Raw genomic sequence first — 15,327 nt, 5'->3', positions numbered from 1 at the left:
AGTAAACAGCAGAGTGCCTGCGATACCGTGGGCACTCTTTTTTGTACGCTTATTAGCTACCGTTCTACGTAAAACTCGCCCTTACCTACCACCACTGCGTTACCGCCAACGTGAACAAAACCGGGCTTGAGGTCGCCATTAGCCGCGGTAAAAATAACACTGGGACGCCCCATGTCTACTCCTTGATGGATTTGCAAGCGTAAGGGGCTTGTTTGGGTCGAGGCCAAGTACCCGGTTAACGCCGCCGCGGCACTCCCGGTGGCGGGATCTTCGCAAAGGCCATGTTCCCTGGAAAACATACGGCTACGAAGCGTTGTTGCTGAGCTTTCAGACGTCTCTGTTACATAGAGATATATCTGTTCAGTGCCGCTCGAAGCAATGGCGCTGGCCCATACGGCTGCTGAAATGTGTATATTTTTCAGGGCCGCCGGGTCACTCAGCTCAATAAGATGAAATGCCAGCCCGCAGGATGAAATAACCGGCGTGCCGATGACCTGATGGGATTGCAAGCCGAGTAACGACGCTGCCGTTTCCTGGTCCAGCGTGCTTGGCGTAATGCTGGTGGGCCTTGCGGTCGTAAACGCGGCTTTCTCACCCGAGTAGCGAATGGAAAGCTCGCCCACGGGCGGGTGGAGCACTAGCGTTTGCTCACGCTTTACTAGGCCAAGTTCGGCGAGAAGCTGCGCGGTGCCGACCGTGGGGTGGCCGGCAAACGGCAGCTCTTGGGTGGGCGTGAAAATCCGCATTGGGTAGTGGTTTGAACCTGTTGCAGCACCTAAAAATACCGTTTCAGCCAGATTAAGCTCATTGGCGACCGCCTGCATGGTCTCCGTTGACAGCCCGCCGGCATTTACAAAGACTGCCAGCTGATTGCCTGAGAAAGGTTGGTCGGTAAAGACGTCGAGCAGGTAATATTCAGCGATTTTCATATGGGTCTCTTCAAGTTGTGTGTTTCCAAAAGGATTTACGGCCCTCCTTTTGCGCTTGAGCACGGGTAATACCAATATCTCTTAGCAACCGGTCATCAAGTGTCAGCAATTGGCGGCGGCTGCGGCGACGCTCGCGGTAGGCGCGTATTTGAGAACGTAGCTGATAGCGAAGCTGAATAAGGCTAAAACGCGGCATGGCAAATCCTCCAGTGGTTTGCCACTTCAGGTTACGCAATCGGCTATTGGTAATACAGATATAGAATTCTGTATTTTAACAATACAGATAGCGTATCTTATATCTCTGTATGGCGCCTTTAAGAGGTGTCTGTATTGCTTTGGAAGGGGATAGGCTATGACACGCTATGAAAAAGTCGCGACTGTATTGCGCGAACGTATCGAACGCGGCATTTACCGCGTGGACGACCGCCTTCCTTCCATTCGTGCTGTTTGCAAGGAGATGGAGGTCAGCATCTCGACAGCGCAAGAGGCTTACCGTCAGCTCATGGATGCAGCGCTCATTGAGTCTCGGCCCAAGTCCGGCTATTTCGTACTGCCAAGCCGGGTGCCGACTGTACTTCCGTCAGTATCTCGCCCCGCCCAGCGGCCGTTGGATATTTCCCAGTGGGATCAGGTGCTGGAGCTTATCGCCACACAGCGTGACGATAGCCGGCTCTTGTTGGGTCGCGGCGTGCCGAATCTTGATTATGAAACGCTAAAACCACTGTCAAAAATTCTCGCGGGCCTGCATCGCAGCAGTGATTTCAACGGCTTCAATTACGATAAACTGAACGGCAGCCCCGAGCTTCGTCAGCAGGTGGCCAAGCTTGCCGTGGCCTCAAACTGTCTGCTTCACCCCGATGACATCCTGATCACAACGGGCTGTCAGGAAGCGCTTGCCATCTCGCTGCGCACGCTCACCCAGCCCGGCGATGTGGTGGCGGTGGACTCACCCAGCTTCTACGGCACCATGCAGATATTAAAGGCCAATGGCCTAAAAGCCCTGGAAATACCCACCGACCCGCAAACGGGTATCAGCCTGGAAGCATTGGAGCTGGCGCTGGAGCAGTGGCCCATTCGCGCGATACAGGTGACGCCTACTTTCAACAACCCTTTGGGGTATACGATGCCTGAGGCGCGTAAGCGGGCGCTGTTTCAGCTTGCCCAGCGCTTTGATGTCGCGATTATTGAAGATGATATCTACGGCGATCTAGCCTTCACTCAGCCTAGGCCGTGCACGATTAAATCTTTTGATGACGACGGGCGCGTACTGCTGTGCAGCGGCTTTTCCAAAACGGTGGGGCCAGGCTTGCGGGTAGGGTGGCTGGCGCCGGGGCGCTATCGTGATCAAGCGCTGCACATGAAATACGTCTCCACCGGTGCGTCAGCCACGCTGCCGCAGCTGGCGGTGGCGGAGTTTGTGGCCAAAGGGTACTACGAGCGCCATCTTCGCTACGCCAACCGCCAGTATCAGCGCCAGCGGGATATCATGATCAGCTGGGTTCAGCGCTACTTCCCTGAAGGTTCGGGCATTAGCTACCCACAGGGAAGTTTTTTGCTATGGGTGGAGTTACCAGCGGCAGTGGACTGCGTGCGCCTCAATGAACGGCTGGCGCAGAAGAAACTCCACGTGGCCCCTGGCTCGCTGTTTTCCGCATCGGGCAAGTTTCGCCAATGCCTGCGCTTGAACTACGCGTTTACGTTAACACCCGCCATGGAGGACGCCGTACGCAGCGTGGGCGAGCTTGCCATGAAGATGGTGGAAGAGGCCAACCAGCATGCGGCATATTAAGATGAAAGCGGCTTCCATCCTCACAAAGTAAGGTTGTCCTGACGCACCTCCAGCTGTTCCAGACGCTGCTTCAATAGCCCCGGAAAACGGGTATACCAAGTCTGATTGAGCGGAGAAGGATGGGGCAGCGGGTAGAGCGTAAAGGTTTGCGTTTCGCCTTGGTCGTCCTCCAGCGTCACCTCGATACTGCTTTCAAAGCGATCATCACGTTTCCAGAAGGCTTCCAGACGTGCACGTTCCTCTTTGGAGCGACCAATACCGAACCACAGAAAGGCTTCGCGCCCCAGTGTGATCAGGGTTCGCCCCTTCCAGCGCGAAATCAGTACCTCGTTCATCAGGTTATGAAAGTGACGCTTGACCTTCATCGACCATGCCTTGTTACCCACGGGCTTATAGGGCACGGTGTTGATCCAGAAAAAGTGCTCGCCCACCGCTTTTGATGCCTCAAAATCCGGCATCGACTCGCCATAGAGCTGCTCGTAAAGCGCCTTTCTGACTAACTGCCCACCGGCACCAATAAAGGGTTCGCCATGGCGTACCTCGTCACGGCCTGGGTCGCGGCCGAAAAAGCCGATGCGCAGGTTCGGCTTGCCAAGGCCGATAATGGGTTCTAGCGGGTCGCGTTCGAAGCGTTCGTAGACTTCAACATCGATCCCCTCGATCTCTGCTGCCAGGGTTTTGAATTTCTTCTGCTGACGTGGGGTCAGTGACATCCTGCATCCTCCTTGTTGCAACCACCGGGCGCCTGGTTCAATCGAACCACTCCTGGGCCGTCCGCCACAGGCACATACCGATAAAATAAACCGATGCGAGCCCCCATCCCCATAGCGCCCAGGCTGTGTGCTCGGGGCTTGAGAGTATTAGTGACGTCGCGCAAGCACACCACACCAGTGTGACGGCGATATTGAGCGGCATGAAAAAGCGTACCCGGAATGGGTGAAGAAACTTCATGCGTGTCACGGTGAGGATAGCCAAAAAGATAATAGTGGCCAGCGTGATGTAAGGCGGTAGGTCGAGAATATAGAAATAGGCGGCGGCGATGTTCCAGGCGGCTGGAAAGCCCACAAAATAATTGTCCTGGCTTTTCATATTGGTGTTGCAGAAGCAGAACATGGAAGACAGCAGGATAATGAACACCGCCAGCAGTGCAAAATTGGGCGGTAATTCGATGAAGTAGTAGATGAAAAGGGCGGGAATAAATGCCCAAGTAAGATAATCGATGACCATATCCAGCGTTGAACCATCGAAATTGGGTAGTACAGCTTTCACTTCATACTTGCGTGCCAGGGTACCATCGAAACCATCAACCATCATCGCCGCTCCCAGCCAGAGCAAGCAGGCCACCGGATTGTTGTCGATCAGGGCGAGCAGCGCCATAGTGCCCAGCAGCACCCCGCTGGCCGTCAATATATGCACGCTCCATGCCTTGCATATTGAAGCGCGGGATTCCGTGTGCGAAGAAATCGGTTGAGCCACATTCACCCCATAGGGAACGCATTGTCCCCTGTCCTTTGAATTTATCGGTAAGCCTTTAAAGAACGATACACTACTACGCGAATGCTTCCAGAAAATGCGCTGGCAGGTTTGCCGTTAATAGCTGACTCTAATGTTTTTTATATCGGGCGCTTGAACTTTTTCCGCGCCTGCTCTGCGCGTTTACGTGTTACGCAGGTAAGCGAGTGGTCATTAAGTAGCCCCATCGCCTGCATCAATGCAAAGGCCGTGGTGGGGCCAATAAACTTCCAGCCGCGTTTCTTCAACGCTTTGGAGAGGGCGATGGATTCAGGCGAGACGGTCTGGGTTTGCGGTTCTTTTAACGCATCAGGCGCGGGCTCGAAGCGCCAGAAAAAGGCTGCCAGAGAACCTTCCTGTTCGACTAATTCCTGCGCTCGCTGTGCATTGTTGATCGCCGCTTCGATTTTTCCGCGATGGCGGATAATGCCCGCGTCTTGCAGCAGACGCTGCACATCACGCTCATCAAAACGCGCGACCTGATGAAAATCGAAATGATGAAAGGCCGCGCGAAAGTTCTCACGCTTATTGAGAATTGTCCGCCAGCTTAAGCCCGACTGAAAACTCTCCAGGCAGAGCTTTTCAAACAGGCGCTGATCGTTATCAACGGGAAAGCCCCACTCGTTGTCGTGGTAAGGCAGAAACTCCGGCGCACCGCCGCACCAATAGCAACGGGCGTGTCCATCGGGAGCGATAAATTCGTTCGCCATAGTGGTTCCCTTGTTTTATTCAAGTAGGTGGCAGGCTTAGCCATGCCTGGCTTAGCCAGCGGCCCGCGCGTAGTAGTTCAGCTTCTGTGGCGCCCGCATAGCCAAGTACAAGGCCCGCACGCTGGGGTTGTCCCAGATAGTAGCGGGATAGTGGGGAGAGGGTAATATTTGCCTGCTGGGCCAGTTCAACCAGCTGTGCTTCCTGGCTCACACTCTCAAGCTCAGCAACCAAGTGCATGCCAGCATGGCCTGAAGAGAGCTTTAACCCGGCCTCGATAGCGGGAGCCAACGCACTACGCAGGCAGGCTTGGCGCTGGCGATAGCACATGCGCATACGGGCGATATGGCGTGAAAAATCACCCTTGGCAATAAACTCAGCAAGCGCCGACTGAATGGGATAGTTGCCTTCGCGGTGCAGGCGGGCGTGGGCCAGTCGGAAGGTATTCGCGAGCGCCTCGGGCAGGACGATATAACCCAGCCTCAGCCCCGGGTAAAGCACCTTGCTGAACGTGCCGATATAGATGACGGATGCCTGCTCCGATAAGCCCTGAAGCGACGGCGTGGGTGGCGTGTCGTAGCGAAACTCGCTGTCGTAGTCATCTTCAATTACCCAGGCGCCGTGCCTTGCCGCATGCTCCAGTAACGCCAAACGCCGAGGGACCGGCATGGTGACGCCACTCGGGTATTGGTGGGAAGGCGTTACGTAGATCAAACGTGGCGCAGGCGTATTGGTCGGGCAAAGTGATGGATTAAGACCTTCTTCATCAACTGGAACCGGAACGATATTCAGGCCCGCTGCTAAAAAGCAGGTCTGTGCGCCGCCGTAGCCAGGTTCTTCCATCCATACTGTGTCGCCGCTATCGGCCAGCAGTTGGGCCACCAGCTCGAATGCCTGCTGCGCACCTTGGGTGATTACAATCTGCTCAGGAAGACAGCGCACCGCGCGGGAAAGCGTCAGGTAATCGCACAATGCCTCTTTAAGCGCGGGCAAACCGCCATGGGTTTGATACGAAAGCCACGCGGTATCGGCCTGGCGATAGTGGCGCCTTAAAAGGCGCTGCCACTGAGCGTGGGGAAACAGGTCAAGCCCCGGTACACCTGGCGCAAAAGCTTGGTAGTGCTGGCTTAATGTACCGCAACGATCAATCAGCGCCTGCCCGCGGGCTGAATAGCTAAACGCCGCTTCAGAAAGCGGCTTGGGAGGAGCCGCTAGGGTAGGCAGATTGGCCACGTACATCCCTGCGCCCCGCCGGGAGACAACCAAGCCCTCGGCTAACAGGCGATCCATCGCCGACAGCACGGTATTCCGGCTGATACCCAGGCCGCGAGCCAGGTGCCGTGAGGAAGGTAAATCGCTTCCGGCGGCCAGCTTGCCATGCTGAATCCAGCGGCGCAGCGTGCTGTAAAGCTGGTGTACCAGAGAGGTTGCTCCTTCGGCATCTACACGCAGCGCCAAGGCATCAATGAGCCATTCACTAGACGGCGTTCGCTCCTTCACTGGTTCCCTCGCTATTGAGCAAAGTGGTTCTTCTATAAGGGCCACTATAACGAGAGACTGCCTATACCAACATCTTTTTCAAGGAGTGCCACCATGCATAATGTTCGAGCTGCCGTGCTGGATGACTTAGATGCGCTTAGCGTACTGCTGGATGACTATCGTCAATTTTATCAGCAGGAAAGCGACCTGGACGCCGCCCGACACTTTCTGAGCCAGCGTTTCGGGTTGGGAGATTCATTTATTCTGGTCAGCGAAGACGCGCAGGGGTGTGTTAATGGTTTCATACAGCTCTACCCCGGTTTATCCACGGTCGGGCTCAATGCGCGGTGGACGCTGAACGATCTTTACGTATCGCCGGAAGGCCGTGGCCAAGGAGTGGGGCGGGCGTTAATGGAAGCTGCCGCAATGCTTGCTCGCGAGCATGGCGTTACACGGCTGGTACTGATGACCCAGGTAGAGAATGAGCGCGCGCAGCGCTTGTACGAATCACTTGGCTGGCAGCGTAATACCGCGTTTTATAGCTACCTGCTGGATGTGAACCAGGAGCGCGTATGACCGAACAACCGGTGTCTTCTGTATTAGCATTTCCTCCCGCTACGCCTGCCAGCATGGCCCAAACAATGTATGCCAAGCTTTGCCACTATACCGATGCCTGGGATGTGGCTGAAGATCTGGCCAACGGCATCGACGCCATTGTCGTGATTGATACGCGCAGCCTTGAGCACTACCGCGCCGGACATATTCCCGGGGCAGTAAGTCTGCCGCATCGAGAAATGACACCCGAGCGATTGGCAAGGCTTGATAGATCACGTGTCTATGTAACGTACTGCGATGGTATCGGCTGTAATGGATCAACAAAAGGCGCGTGGAAGCTTGCCAGCGCAGGGCTAATAGTGAAGGAGCTGCTAGGCGGTTTGGATTTTTGGCGCCGTGATGGGCATCCGGTGCAGACAGGCGAATTACAGGGTAAGTTTTTGAAAACGCCTCTCAACGATTGCGGCTGTTAGTACAAGCTTTAGAAAGCCTGACGGGCCCGGCGTTTGCCGAGCCCGGGCTATGCTTAAGCGTCGCTTAGCTTACGCGCACGGTGCAGGTTTTCCATGGTATTCAGACATGCCTGGGCGGCTTCTTTGCCTTTGGCCAGGAAGTGCTGGAAGTAGAAGTCGTGATGAGTGCTGTGCTCATGGAAGTGGTGCGGTGTGAGTACCACCGAAATGACCGGCACCTGGGTATCGAGTTGAACGCGCATCATGCCGTCGATTACCGCGTGGGCGACGAAATCGTGGCGATAGATGCCGCCATCTACCACAAAGCCGGCTCCTACAATCGCGCCATAGCGGCCGCTCTCGGCCAGCACTTTAGCTTGCAGCGGAATTTCATAGGCGCCTGATACGGTAAACGTATCCACTTGATCAGCGTTTAAGCCATTGCGCTCCACTTCCTCAATAAACGCTTGATAGGCTTGCCCGACGATATCGTTGTGCCAATGGCCCTGAATAAACGCGATGCGCTGAGACGTGGTGTGCGAGGAGAGTGTTAAAGGAAAGGTCTGATTCATGGTCATTCTCTTGGATAAGTGGTACCAGAATCAGGGCATTCGGCATCCGCCAATAGGCAAAACGTACGCCTCCAAAGGCTTTCGCCGCGGAATGACGCCGTTGAGTCGATGCCGTTCTCTTTCATCCGGACTATCACCGTCGGCTTCGGTTTCTCACCGAATCTGCTGACCTCAAGAAGATAAACCCCTTGAGCGCTCGCGGGCTTAGGCCGCTTTCGTAAGCGAAAGGTACCATCACCGCCGGTGGGGACTTTCACCCCGCCCTGAGAACATGTTGCTGTATCTGCGCTATGGCTGGATATCAGTCTGTCTATCTTACGCTGATTGTAAAAACTCAGCCAGGGGTCTGTAGCCCCTGAATGCCGAAACGTAAAGCTGATCTAAGACGCATCAGCAGGTGAGCACACGTCTACCCATTCAGCCTTGACCAGCTCGGCCAGCCGCGAAGGGCATACGCGAACAGCGCTGTCAGGTGAGCCGGCGGCGGGCAACACTTCATCAAAATGCTGAAGCGATTTATCGCAGTACACCGGCAGGTCGGCGGTTAACCCAAACGGGCAGACGCCGCCAGCCGGGTGGCTGGTAAGCTCCATCACCGTTTCATCATCAAGCAGCGTCGCCTCGCCGCCAAAAACATCCTTAAACCTGGTGTTATCAATCTGGGCGTCGCCACTAACTACAATCATCAAGGGGTTCTCACCGATCTTGTACACCAGCGACCTGGCTATCTGGCCGGGTTCGACGCCGTGAATATCGGCGGCTTGCTGCACAGACGTGGCGTTGTCTTCCAGCTCGATAATCTTAAGATCAGGGGCGTACTCTGCCAGAAAACTGCGAGCGGTCAGTAAACTCATAGATGGCTCCTTTAACGGTGTCGTTTCAGATTAACGTGCTTTCTCCAAGTCAGCCAATCCAGACGAGCATGAGGGGGGGAAGTGGGCGTTACGTTACGCTCTCATGTTGTATTGTGTCTTTTGAGCTTCCACTCTAGTGTTAATCATGTAGCTACCCCGATAACAACAATGAGGCGGCCCTGATGAATGGGCCGAATAAAGAAATGAGTGAGCTAAATAAAGGACAGCACGAAAGCAGTCAGCTGAGTCAGCTGAGTCAGCCGATCAGCCGCTTTCCCATTCCTCCCTTGGGTGAGTCGCCCGTTGATATTCGCGAACGCATTGAAGCAGTACATGAAAAAGCCGGGTTTATTCCCAACGTATTTCTTACCCTGGCACACCGTCCTGATGAGTTCCGAGCTTTTTTCGCGTATCACGATGCGTTGATGGAGAAACCGGGCAACCTGACACTTGCCGAGCGGGAAATGATTGTCGTGGCGACCAGCGCCGCCAACCAGTGCCAGTACTGTGTGATTGCGCATGGGGCTATTTTGCGTATTCGCGCTAAAAATCCGTTGGTGGCGGATCAGGTGTCACTTAACTACCGCAAAGCGGATATTTCATCGCGGCAAAAGGCAATGCTGGATTTCGCCTTGAAGGTAACCCAACAGGCCTATGCGATAGGAGAGGAGGATTTTGCTACCCTGGCAGCGCATGGCTTCAGCGAAGAGGATATGTGGGATATAGCATCGATTACGGCTTTTTTCGGTATGTCCAACCGCTTGGCCAATGTCACCAATATGCGGGCAAACGATGAGTTCTATACGCTGGGACGATGATATTAATTGCAAACCCCTGGCTGCTAAAAACAATCCAGGGGCTTGGTCACTCATAAGTTGCGTAGGCTTACAGAGCTTCGACAACCTCATCGATTTGCATTTTCAAGCTTTGCAGTCCGCCACCTGAGAGGTACCAAAGCGCTGGGGTCAGGCTGACCAGGCGTACATCTGAGGCGCCTGCATCTGCTAATGTGTGTTCCAGGGCTTCCATATCCGCAGGCTCATCGCCAATCGCCGCGCTACGATCAACAATCAGTATCACGTCGGGCTTAATCTCGGCGATAGCTTCCGAGGATAGCGGTGTAAACGTGCGGCTGCCACGCGTTTCACTGGTAACGCTGTCAGGCATATCGAGAGTTTCGAGGCCCAGTACATCATGTACTACTGGATGCGTATTTAGCGTCAGGCCACCCTGATTATGGGTTGCGACCAGTACACGCGGCGCGTTGGCCAGGGCCTGACGCTGTTCTTCAATGTGAGCATGCAGTTCTTCAAGCGCTTCTTCGGCACGCGCTTCGGCGTGCAGGCGGCTGGCGATCTGGCGAACATTATCGTCAAACGCCGTCAGGTAATCGTCACCTTGAACACTGGTATTTAGTAGAGGGGCGATCACTTCCATATCTTGTTGCCACTCACCTTGGCGGCCGGTGAAGAAAATCAGGTGGGGCTTGCTATTGTTGAGCGCTTCGATATCAGGCGAACGTAAGCCACCGATGTCGGTATAGCGCTCATCTTCATACTGGGAAAGGTAATCGGGAAGGTTCTGCTGAGGAACGCCCACTACCTGTTCGCTTAATCCCAGCTCGTCCAAGGTGTCCAGGCTACCGAGATCAAAAGTGGCAACGCGATCTTCGCCATAGGCGGCAGCACTTGCAACAGATAACAGTAGAGAGGTGGCCAATACCTTGATTTTCATAGCGACTCCATTCATGAGAAATATTTGTATATGAGACTTTTTCTCATGTTCTCAGGGAATAAATCTATTGTCACTAAGTGTATGTGGAACAGAGTGTTGCGAAAAATGCTATGCCACATGTGACTTACGAGTTGGTTCTTTAAAGAGATTTCTAAAGATAGGCCTACGTATCTAAACTAGGAGGCTCATCTTAACAAGCTGCTTGATGTAGTTATTTTATATTAGATGATATGTTGTGGGACTATCTTTTCATAATCTCGTGGAATGAAGTTTTTAGTTCGTCTAATAAGTTTTATTTGAATAGTATTTAAAATGAATCTTATAAAGCTAGTTATGAAATATTATTTATATAACTTCGTATCATATTGTAAATATTTGTTATGGAGATTAAGATTATGAATAGGATATATTTTTTAACCATTCTGTTATTAATTCTGCTTTGGAATAATAAAATAAGCAGCTCAGTCTGATAGTTATAATTTACGGAACAAAAAAAGACGGTCGTTATCTTACTCGCCAGATTGTTAAAGTCGCTAAGACAGGTGTTGCTCAGAAAAGCATTACACCGGTTTAACTGGTTTCTTTTATTTTTAGTTAAGGTCAATGCACTATGCCCGCTGCCAATGTATTGGTTAAGTATAATAAGGATAAAGAGAATGACAGGCGTGTGTATGCTTCCTTTCGTCGCCAGCAACGTAACGTTTACTTTCTCTATATTATCGCTTCTCTAATGCTTTGTAGTCTCTTCGGCTGGTTTCTCCATGAGCAATATCATCAGGAAATGAGTTCTGCTAAATCTCATAGTGCAGCACGGGCAAATACTATCGGTGAATGGACAAAAAGCGTTTTCTCACAAAGCAGTCAGGCGCTTTTAAGTATTTCTGAGCTTATTGATATTCAAGGTATGCCTGACGATGAGGCGGCAATATCCATGGCGGTGGAACTGGAAAATCGCCATCACTATGCACCGTTGATCCAGGAGATTGGCTTGTTGGATAGTCAGGGCCGTGTTCTGGCCAGCAGTGGTAGTAACCGCTATAGGGGCAGAGATCTAAGCAATACAGCTTTTTTTACAGCACTTAGCAGTAACCAGCAGCAGGAAATAGTAACCCCGCTTTACTGGTCCAGCGAGGATCAGGCGTATTATCTGCACCATGCACTACGTTTGAACGATCAGCAGGGCAATTTTATAGGCGTTGCGCTGGCGCGCGTGGCGCCACAAATATTTGTCGATACGATTAGCCAGATGCAGTTTCAAAGTGGTGAAAGTATTGCTCTGATTGATCCAACGCTCAGGCTGATTGCCCGAACCCCGCAACTGGATGAACGCACGCAAACAGGCACCCAACTGGGTGGCCCTATTACGCAGGGCATTCTGAATAATGGCCAGAGCTCATGGTCAAACGTGAGGGGACTATCTCTGGACCATCACGAGCGGCTTTTTTGGCTTCAACGAGTTGATAATTACCCGATATGGGTCGTGGCGGGCATGGAGATGGAGCAATTGCTGGCAGAATGGCGTCAGCGAGCCGCCATTTTGTTGGGGATGTTAATCGTTATTGTCTTGTTGGGCGGCTGGGGAGTACGCCATTACGTCAATCGTTTGAAGCTAGAGTTGTTATTGCAACAACGCCTTGACGAGCGTGAGCAGGCGCGCGCCCAAGCCCAGGCAGGCGAGGCCTATCTTCAGGCGCTTATTCACTCCATACAGGATCTGATTTTTGTTTTTAATACACAAAATCAGATTACCTATATGCATGTACTGCACAAGGAAATGACGCAGGAAGGCGAAGATAGTCTGGTAGGCAAGCACTATGCAGAGGTTTTTCCCGGCGCATTGGTTAAGCGCTTTGATGATGTTTTTGAACAAGTAAGGTGGTATCGGCAAGTCGTCACTATTGAATATCCGCTTAAAGTGCGTCGCGGAGAGCTGTTTTTCCAGGCGGTTGTCAGCCCCCTTGAAAATACCGACGGCAATTTTTCGGGAACGCTGCTGGTTGCGCGGGATATTACCGAAGCCAAGCAGAGCGAAGTGGAATTGAGCATTGCCGCCGCGGCCTTTCAAGCACATTTGGGTATTATCATCACCGATGCCCATGGCCTTATTCTCAAGGCCAACCCCATGTTTACCCTAATTACAGGCTATACGCAGGCGGAAGTCATTGGCCATGATCCGCACATTTTCAGCTCAGAGCACCAAGGGACTGATTTCTATCGCCGTGTATGGCGCAGCGTAAAGAAGCATGGTCGGTGGGAGGGCGAGGTATGGAATCAGCGAAAAAATGGCGAAGCGTTTCCGGGGTGGGTGGCAGTTAGCTCGATTACCAATGCCGATAATCAGTTAACCCACTATGTGGCCACCGTCATTGATATCAGCGAACGGAAATCGGCCGAACAGGAGATCCATCAATTAGCGTTTTATGACTCCGTGACGGGGTTGGCTAACCGCCGCTTGTTTATGGATCGCCTGGAAGTAGCACTCAAGGAGGTTATACGCTATCGCAGTTACGGCGCGCTGCTGTTTATCGATATTGACCATTTCAAGCAGATCAATGATGTCTATGGCCACCCGATCGGTGATCGTCTGCTGAAAGGCGTCGCGAACCAGCTTACTCAGCAGCTAAGGGAAAGCGATACGCTAGCCTGCTTGGGCGGGGATGAGTTTGCGGTACTGGTACCCTCGCTTAATGCTGACCCGGTAAAAGCCGCTCAATTGGCTGAACGTATCGCTCACAAGCTGATGGCCGTTATACGACGTACCAGCGCGCTGATAAACCATTCAATCAACATCAGTGCCAGTATCGGGATTACGCTGCTAAGCGATTCAAATATTGATCAGGAAGGGTATCTGCAGCAAGCCGACATGGCGCTTTCTCAAGCCAAGGTGAAAGGGCGGGACACGCTCTGCTTTTTTGATCCTGCCATACAGGCAGCCCTGTTAACGTCGATACATTTAGAGCGCGAATTACGCCAGGCGTTGGCGCTTAAACAATGGCAGTTGTACTACCAGCCACAAGTGGATGTAGACGGCAAAGTCACGGGGGTGGAAGCGCTATTGCGTTGGCAGCACCCCGAGCGTGGGCTGGTATCGCCTGGGGAGTTTATCCCTCTACTCGAAAGTACCGGTCTTATCAGCGAAGTAGGAGAATGGGTGCTGGAAAAGGCTTGCTATCAGCTGACCCGCTGGGAGCAGTCACCAGAATTTTGTCACCTGACCGTATCGGTCAATCTCAGCCCGCTGCAATTTCAAGATGCAGATTTCGTGGCACGCATTAAGGCGATCTTCGAGCGTACACAGGCACCCCTGCAGCGCCTGAAGCTTGAAGTGACAGAGTCACTTTTTGTCGAAGCGCGAGATAACGCACGCGATAAGATGCTTAAACTGAAAGCGTTGGGCGTACGTTTTTCGTTGGATGACTTTGGGACCGGGTACTCTTCGCTGATGTATCTGACACAGCTGCCACTGGATCAGCTCAAAATTGACCAATCCTTTGTGCAGCGGGTACTGACCAGCAGCGCGAATGCGGCCATTGTCGAGAGCACTATTGTGCTGGCCGAAAGTCTTGGCCTGGATGTGATCGCCGAAGGAGTAGAGACGCAGGCCCAAAAAGCGTGGCTCTTGGAACACGGTTGCCGCGCGTATCAAGGGGATCTGTCGGGCCGCCCGGTTCCCGTTGATGAGCTTGAAGAGCAGCTTACTGCAACTCAGCATTAGCGGTTCTGAGCAGCGCTGCATTGCCAAGCTGCTTAGCCAGCGCAGGTGTATCCGGGACGTTAGCTGCCAGTGTGCTTGGAATAATGACTTCCAGGCGCGAATCCTGCCGCCAAGCGCTGCTTTCGATATTCAGCGCCCCGTCGGCACGGTTGAGCCGTTGCCAGCCACTGGAGGTATGAAAGATACCTTTAATACGCGCATCGCCTGGCAGCTCACCCAGATAATGCGCCAGGCTATCCAGGTCAAAGCGCTCGTCAGGATGCCAGCGTAGCCCCAGGCTTACGTAACCAAGCGAAGTGCCGGTTTCCTGCTGTGGAGTGCCTATTACCGGCGGAAAATCGAAAAAGCCGCCGTTAAGGCTGGGAAGTGCGCTTAGAGCTTGATGAGCGTCGGGCATGCTCAGGTCACGGGCGTGGCTATGACCGCCGGCAATCAGGCGTTCAAGGGCCAGTTCGCCGTTAGCCACCGGTTCAATCCATTTGCGTGGCGGCCATAGCGTTTGGGCAAACTGTTGAGCCGCCTGCTGTTGCTCGGGCGTTGACTGATCAAGCATGGTCAGTGCAACGGCGTCTGCAATGGCCAACTGATCCTGAAACGTTTCATGGGTCCGTGCGCGCTCATCGTCAAGACGGCGTGGGTCCAGCGTGGCAATAATATCGCGGACATCGACCACATCGCGAAAGGCTTCGCCGCGTAACAGGTCGAGAAGCCCCGCCGGGTGGCCCAGCCCTGAGGGTTCAATAATCACGCGATCAGGCTTGCTGCGCGCGAGCAGGTTCACAAGCGCTGCCTGCAGCACAAACGCAAGCTGACAACACAGGCAGCCACCGGGCAGGCCCTTGACCACGACATCGTCACGCTGATCGAACATGGCCTGGTCAATACCGATCTGGCCAAACTCATTGACCAGCACGGCCCACTTTTCATCCACCGGCTTCTGCTTGATCAGGCTGTGGATAAGCGTGGTTTTACCGCTACCCAGAAAGCCGGTAATGATATGAACCGGCACTTTTGCCAAGGCTTGCACG

General features: G+C 53.3%; 15 protein-coding genes and 1 riboswitch. Of the genes, 5 read left to right on the top strand and 10 right to left on the bottom strand.

Annotated elements, in window-relative coordinates:
• Positions 1 to 56: 56 nt before the first annotated feature.
• Both ELY25_RS15255 and ELY25_RS15250 read right to left on the bottom strand, forming a co-directional pair.
• A complete protein-coding gene (locus ELY25_RS15255) occupies positions 57 to 929 on the bottom strand; it encodes a PhzF family phenazine biosynthesis protein (protein ID WP_126952123.1) in 873 nt (290 codons plus the stop codon).
• 10 nt (positions 930 to 939) lie between these two features.
• Positions 940 to 1,125: a YjiS-like domain-containing protein gene (locus tag ELY25_RS15250; RefSeq protein ID WP_126952122.1), complete on the bottom strand. Its 186-nt coding sequence runs from the start codon at positions 1,123 to 1,125 to the stop codon at positions 940 to 942.
• 156 nt (positions 1,126 to 1,281) lie between these two features.
• Between ELY25_RS15250 and ELY25_RS15245 the strand changes: the two genes are divergently transcribed.
• On the top strand, positions 1,282 to 2,718 hold the full coding sequence (locus ELY25_RS15245) for an aminotransferase-like domain-containing protein (protein ID WP_126952121.1): 1,437 nt from the start codon (positions 1,282 to 1,284) through the stop codon (positions 2,716 to 2,718).
• 20 nt (positions 2,719 to 2,738) lie between these two features.
• On the opposite strand, the gene ELY25_RS15240 is transcribed toward ELY25_RS15245, so the two are convergent.
• The 4 genes from ELY25_RS15240 to pdxR form a co-directional block, all read right to left on the bottom strand.
• A complete protein-coding gene (locus ELY25_RS15240) occupies positions 2,739 to 3,431 on the bottom strand; it encodes a uracil-DNA glycosylase family protein (RefSeq protein WP_126952120.1) in 693 nt (230 codons plus the stop codon).
• Positions 3,432 to 3,468: 37 nt separating this feature from the next.
• Entirely contained in the window at positions 3,469 to 4,152 is a 684-nt protein-coding gene (pcsA, locus tag ELY25_RS15235; RefSeq protein ID WP_422822393.1) for a phosphatidylcholine synthase, read from the bottom strand.
• Positions 4,153 to 4,331: 179 nt separating this feature from the next.
• Positions 4,332 to 4,940: a DNA-3-methyladenine glycosylase I gene (locus tag ELY25_RS15230; RefSeq protein WP_126952118.1), complete on the bottom strand. Its 609-nt coding sequence runs from the start codon at positions 4,938 to 4,940 to the stop codon at positions 4,332 to 4,334.
• 19 nt (positions 4,941 to 4,959) lie between these two features.
• Entirely contained in the window at positions 4,960 to 6,438 is a 1,479-nt protein-coding gene (gene pdxR / locus ELY25_RS15225; RefSeq protein WP_126952117.1) for a MocR-like pyridoxine biosynthesis transcription factor PdxR, read from the bottom strand.
• Positions 6,439 to 6,531: 93 nt separating this feature from the next.
• Between pdxR and ELY25_RS15220 the strand changes: the two genes are divergently transcribed.
• Entirely contained in the window at positions 6,532 to 6,993 is a 462-nt protein-coding gene (locus ELY25_RS15220; protein WP_126952116.1) for a GNAT family N-acetyltransferase, read from the top strand.
• Positions 6,990 to 7,445 (top strand): rhodanese-like domain-containing protein, encoded by a 456-nt coding sequence (locus ELY25_RS15215; protein ID WP_126952115.1) that lies wholly within the window; start codon positions 6,990 to 6,992, stop codon positions 7,443 to 7,445. The genes ELY25_RS15220 and ELY25_RS15215 overlap by 4 nt, the downstream gene beginning before the upstream one ends.
• A 53-nt stretch (positions 7,446 to 7,498) precedes the next feature.
• Here the strand turns inward: ELY25_RS15215 and ELY25_RS15210 are convergent, their stop codons facing one another.
• Together ELY25_RS15210 and ELY25_RS15205 are read right to left on the bottom strand one after the other, a co-directional pair.
• Positions 7,499 to 7,996, bottom strand: a complete 498-nt coding sequence (locus ELY25_RS15210; protein ID WP_126952114.1) for a 6,7-dimethyl-8-ribityllumazine synthase — start codon at positions 7,994 to 7,996, stop codon at positions 7,499 to 7,501.
• Between the two features lie 109 nt (positions 7,997 to 8,105).
• Positions 8,106 to 8,271: riboswitch (FMN riboswitch) on the bottom strand.
• 105 nt (positions 8,272 to 8,376) lie between these two features.
• A complete protein-coding gene (locus ELY25_RS15205; protein WP_126952113.1) occupies positions 8,377 to 8,850 on the bottom strand; it encodes a YbaK/EbsC family protein in 474 nt (157 codons plus the stop codon).
• A gap of 179 nt (positions 8,851 to 9,029) precedes the next feature.
• On the opposite strand from ELY25_RS15205, the gene ELY25_RS15200 reads away from it, so the two are divergent.
• Positions 9,030 to 9,668, top strand: a complete 639-nt coding sequence (locus ELY25_RS15200; RefSeq protein ID WP_236995762.1) for a peroxidase-related enzyme — start codon at positions 9,030 to 9,032, stop codon at positions 9,666 to 9,668.
• A 67-nt stretch (positions 9,669 to 9,735) separates the two neighbouring features.
• On the opposite strand, the gene ELY25_RS15195 is transcribed toward ELY25_RS15200, so the two are convergent.
• Positions 9,736 to 10,584: an ABC transporter substrate-binding protein gene (locus tag ELY25_RS15195; protein ID WP_126952112.1), complete on the bottom strand. Its 849-nt coding sequence runs from the start codon at positions 10,582 to 10,584 to the stop codon at positions 9,736 to 9,738.
• Positions 10,585 to 11,365: 781 nt separating this feature from the next.
• On the opposite strand from ELY25_RS15195, the gene ELY25_RS15190 reads away from it, so the two are divergent.
• On the top strand, positions 11,366 to 14,299 hold the full coding sequence (locus tag ELY25_RS15190) for a bifunctional diguanylate cyclase/phosphodiesterase (protein ID WP_236995750.1): 2,934 nt from the start codon (positions 11,366 to 11,368) through the stop codon (positions 14,297 to 14,299).
• Here ELY25_RS15190 and ELY25_RS15185 read toward each other — a convergent pair.
• Complete coding sequence (locus tag ELY25_RS15185) at positions 14,280 to 15,326, bottom strand: CobW family GTP-binding protein (protein WP_126952110.1); 1,047 nt, start codon at positions 15,324 to 15,326, stop codon at positions 14,280 to 14,282. The genes ELY25_RS15190 and ELY25_RS15185 overlap by 20 nt on opposite strands.
• Between the last annotated feature and the right edge of the window lies 1 nt (position 15,327).

Source organism: Vreelandella populi, from assembly GCF_003989825.1.
Taxonomy (GTDB): Bacteria; Pseudomonadota; Gammaproteobacteria; order Pseudomonadales; family Halomonadaceae; genus Vreelandella; species Vreelandella populi.
This window is presented reverse-complemented; position numbering and strand designations above follow the sequence as displayed.

Coding starts and splice junctions, on each gene's coding strand:
- ELY25_RS15255 (WP_126952123.1), bottom strand. CDS start 929: ATGAAAATCGCTGAATATTACCTGCTCGACGTCTTTACCGACCAACCT.
- ELY25_RS15250 (WP_126952122.1), bottom strand. CDS start 1,125: ATGCCGCGTTTTAGCCTTATTCAGCTTCGCTATCAGCTACGTTCTCAA.
- ELY25_RS15245 (WP_126952121.1), top strand. CDS start 1,282: ATGACACGCTATGAAAAAGTCGCGACTGTATTGCGCGAACGTATCGAA.
- ELY25_RS15240 (WP_126952120.1), bottom strand. CDS start 3,431: ATGTCACTGACCCCACGTCAGCAGAAGAAATTCAAAACCCTGGCAGCA.
- ELY25_RS15230 (WP_126952118.1), bottom strand. CDS start 4,940: ATGGCGAACGAATTTATCGCTCCCGATGGACACGCCCGTTGCTATTGG.
- ELY25_RS15220 (WP_126952116.1), top strand. CDS start 6,532: ATGCATAATGTTCGAGCTGCCGTGCTGGATGACTTAGATGCGCTTAGC.
- ELY25_RS15215 (WP_126952115.1), top strand. CDS start 6,990: ATGACCGAACAACCGGTGTCTTCTGTATTAGCATTTCCTCCCGCTACG.
- ELY25_RS15210 (WP_126952114.1), bottom strand. CDS start 7,996: ATGAATCAGACCTTTCCTTTAACACTCTCCTCGCACACCACGTCTCAG.
- ELY25_RS15205 (WP_126952113.1), bottom strand. CDS start 8,850: ATGAGTTTACTGACCGCTCGCAGTTTTCTGGCAGAGTACGCCCCTGAT.
- ELY25_RS15195 (WP_126952112.1), bottom strand. CDS start 10,584: ATGAAAATCAAGGTATTGGCCACCTCTCTACTGTTATCTGTTGCAAGT.
- ELY25_RS15190 (WP_236995750.1), top strand. CDS start 11,366: ATGAGTTCTGCTAAATCTCATAGTGCAGCACGGGCAAATACTATCGGT.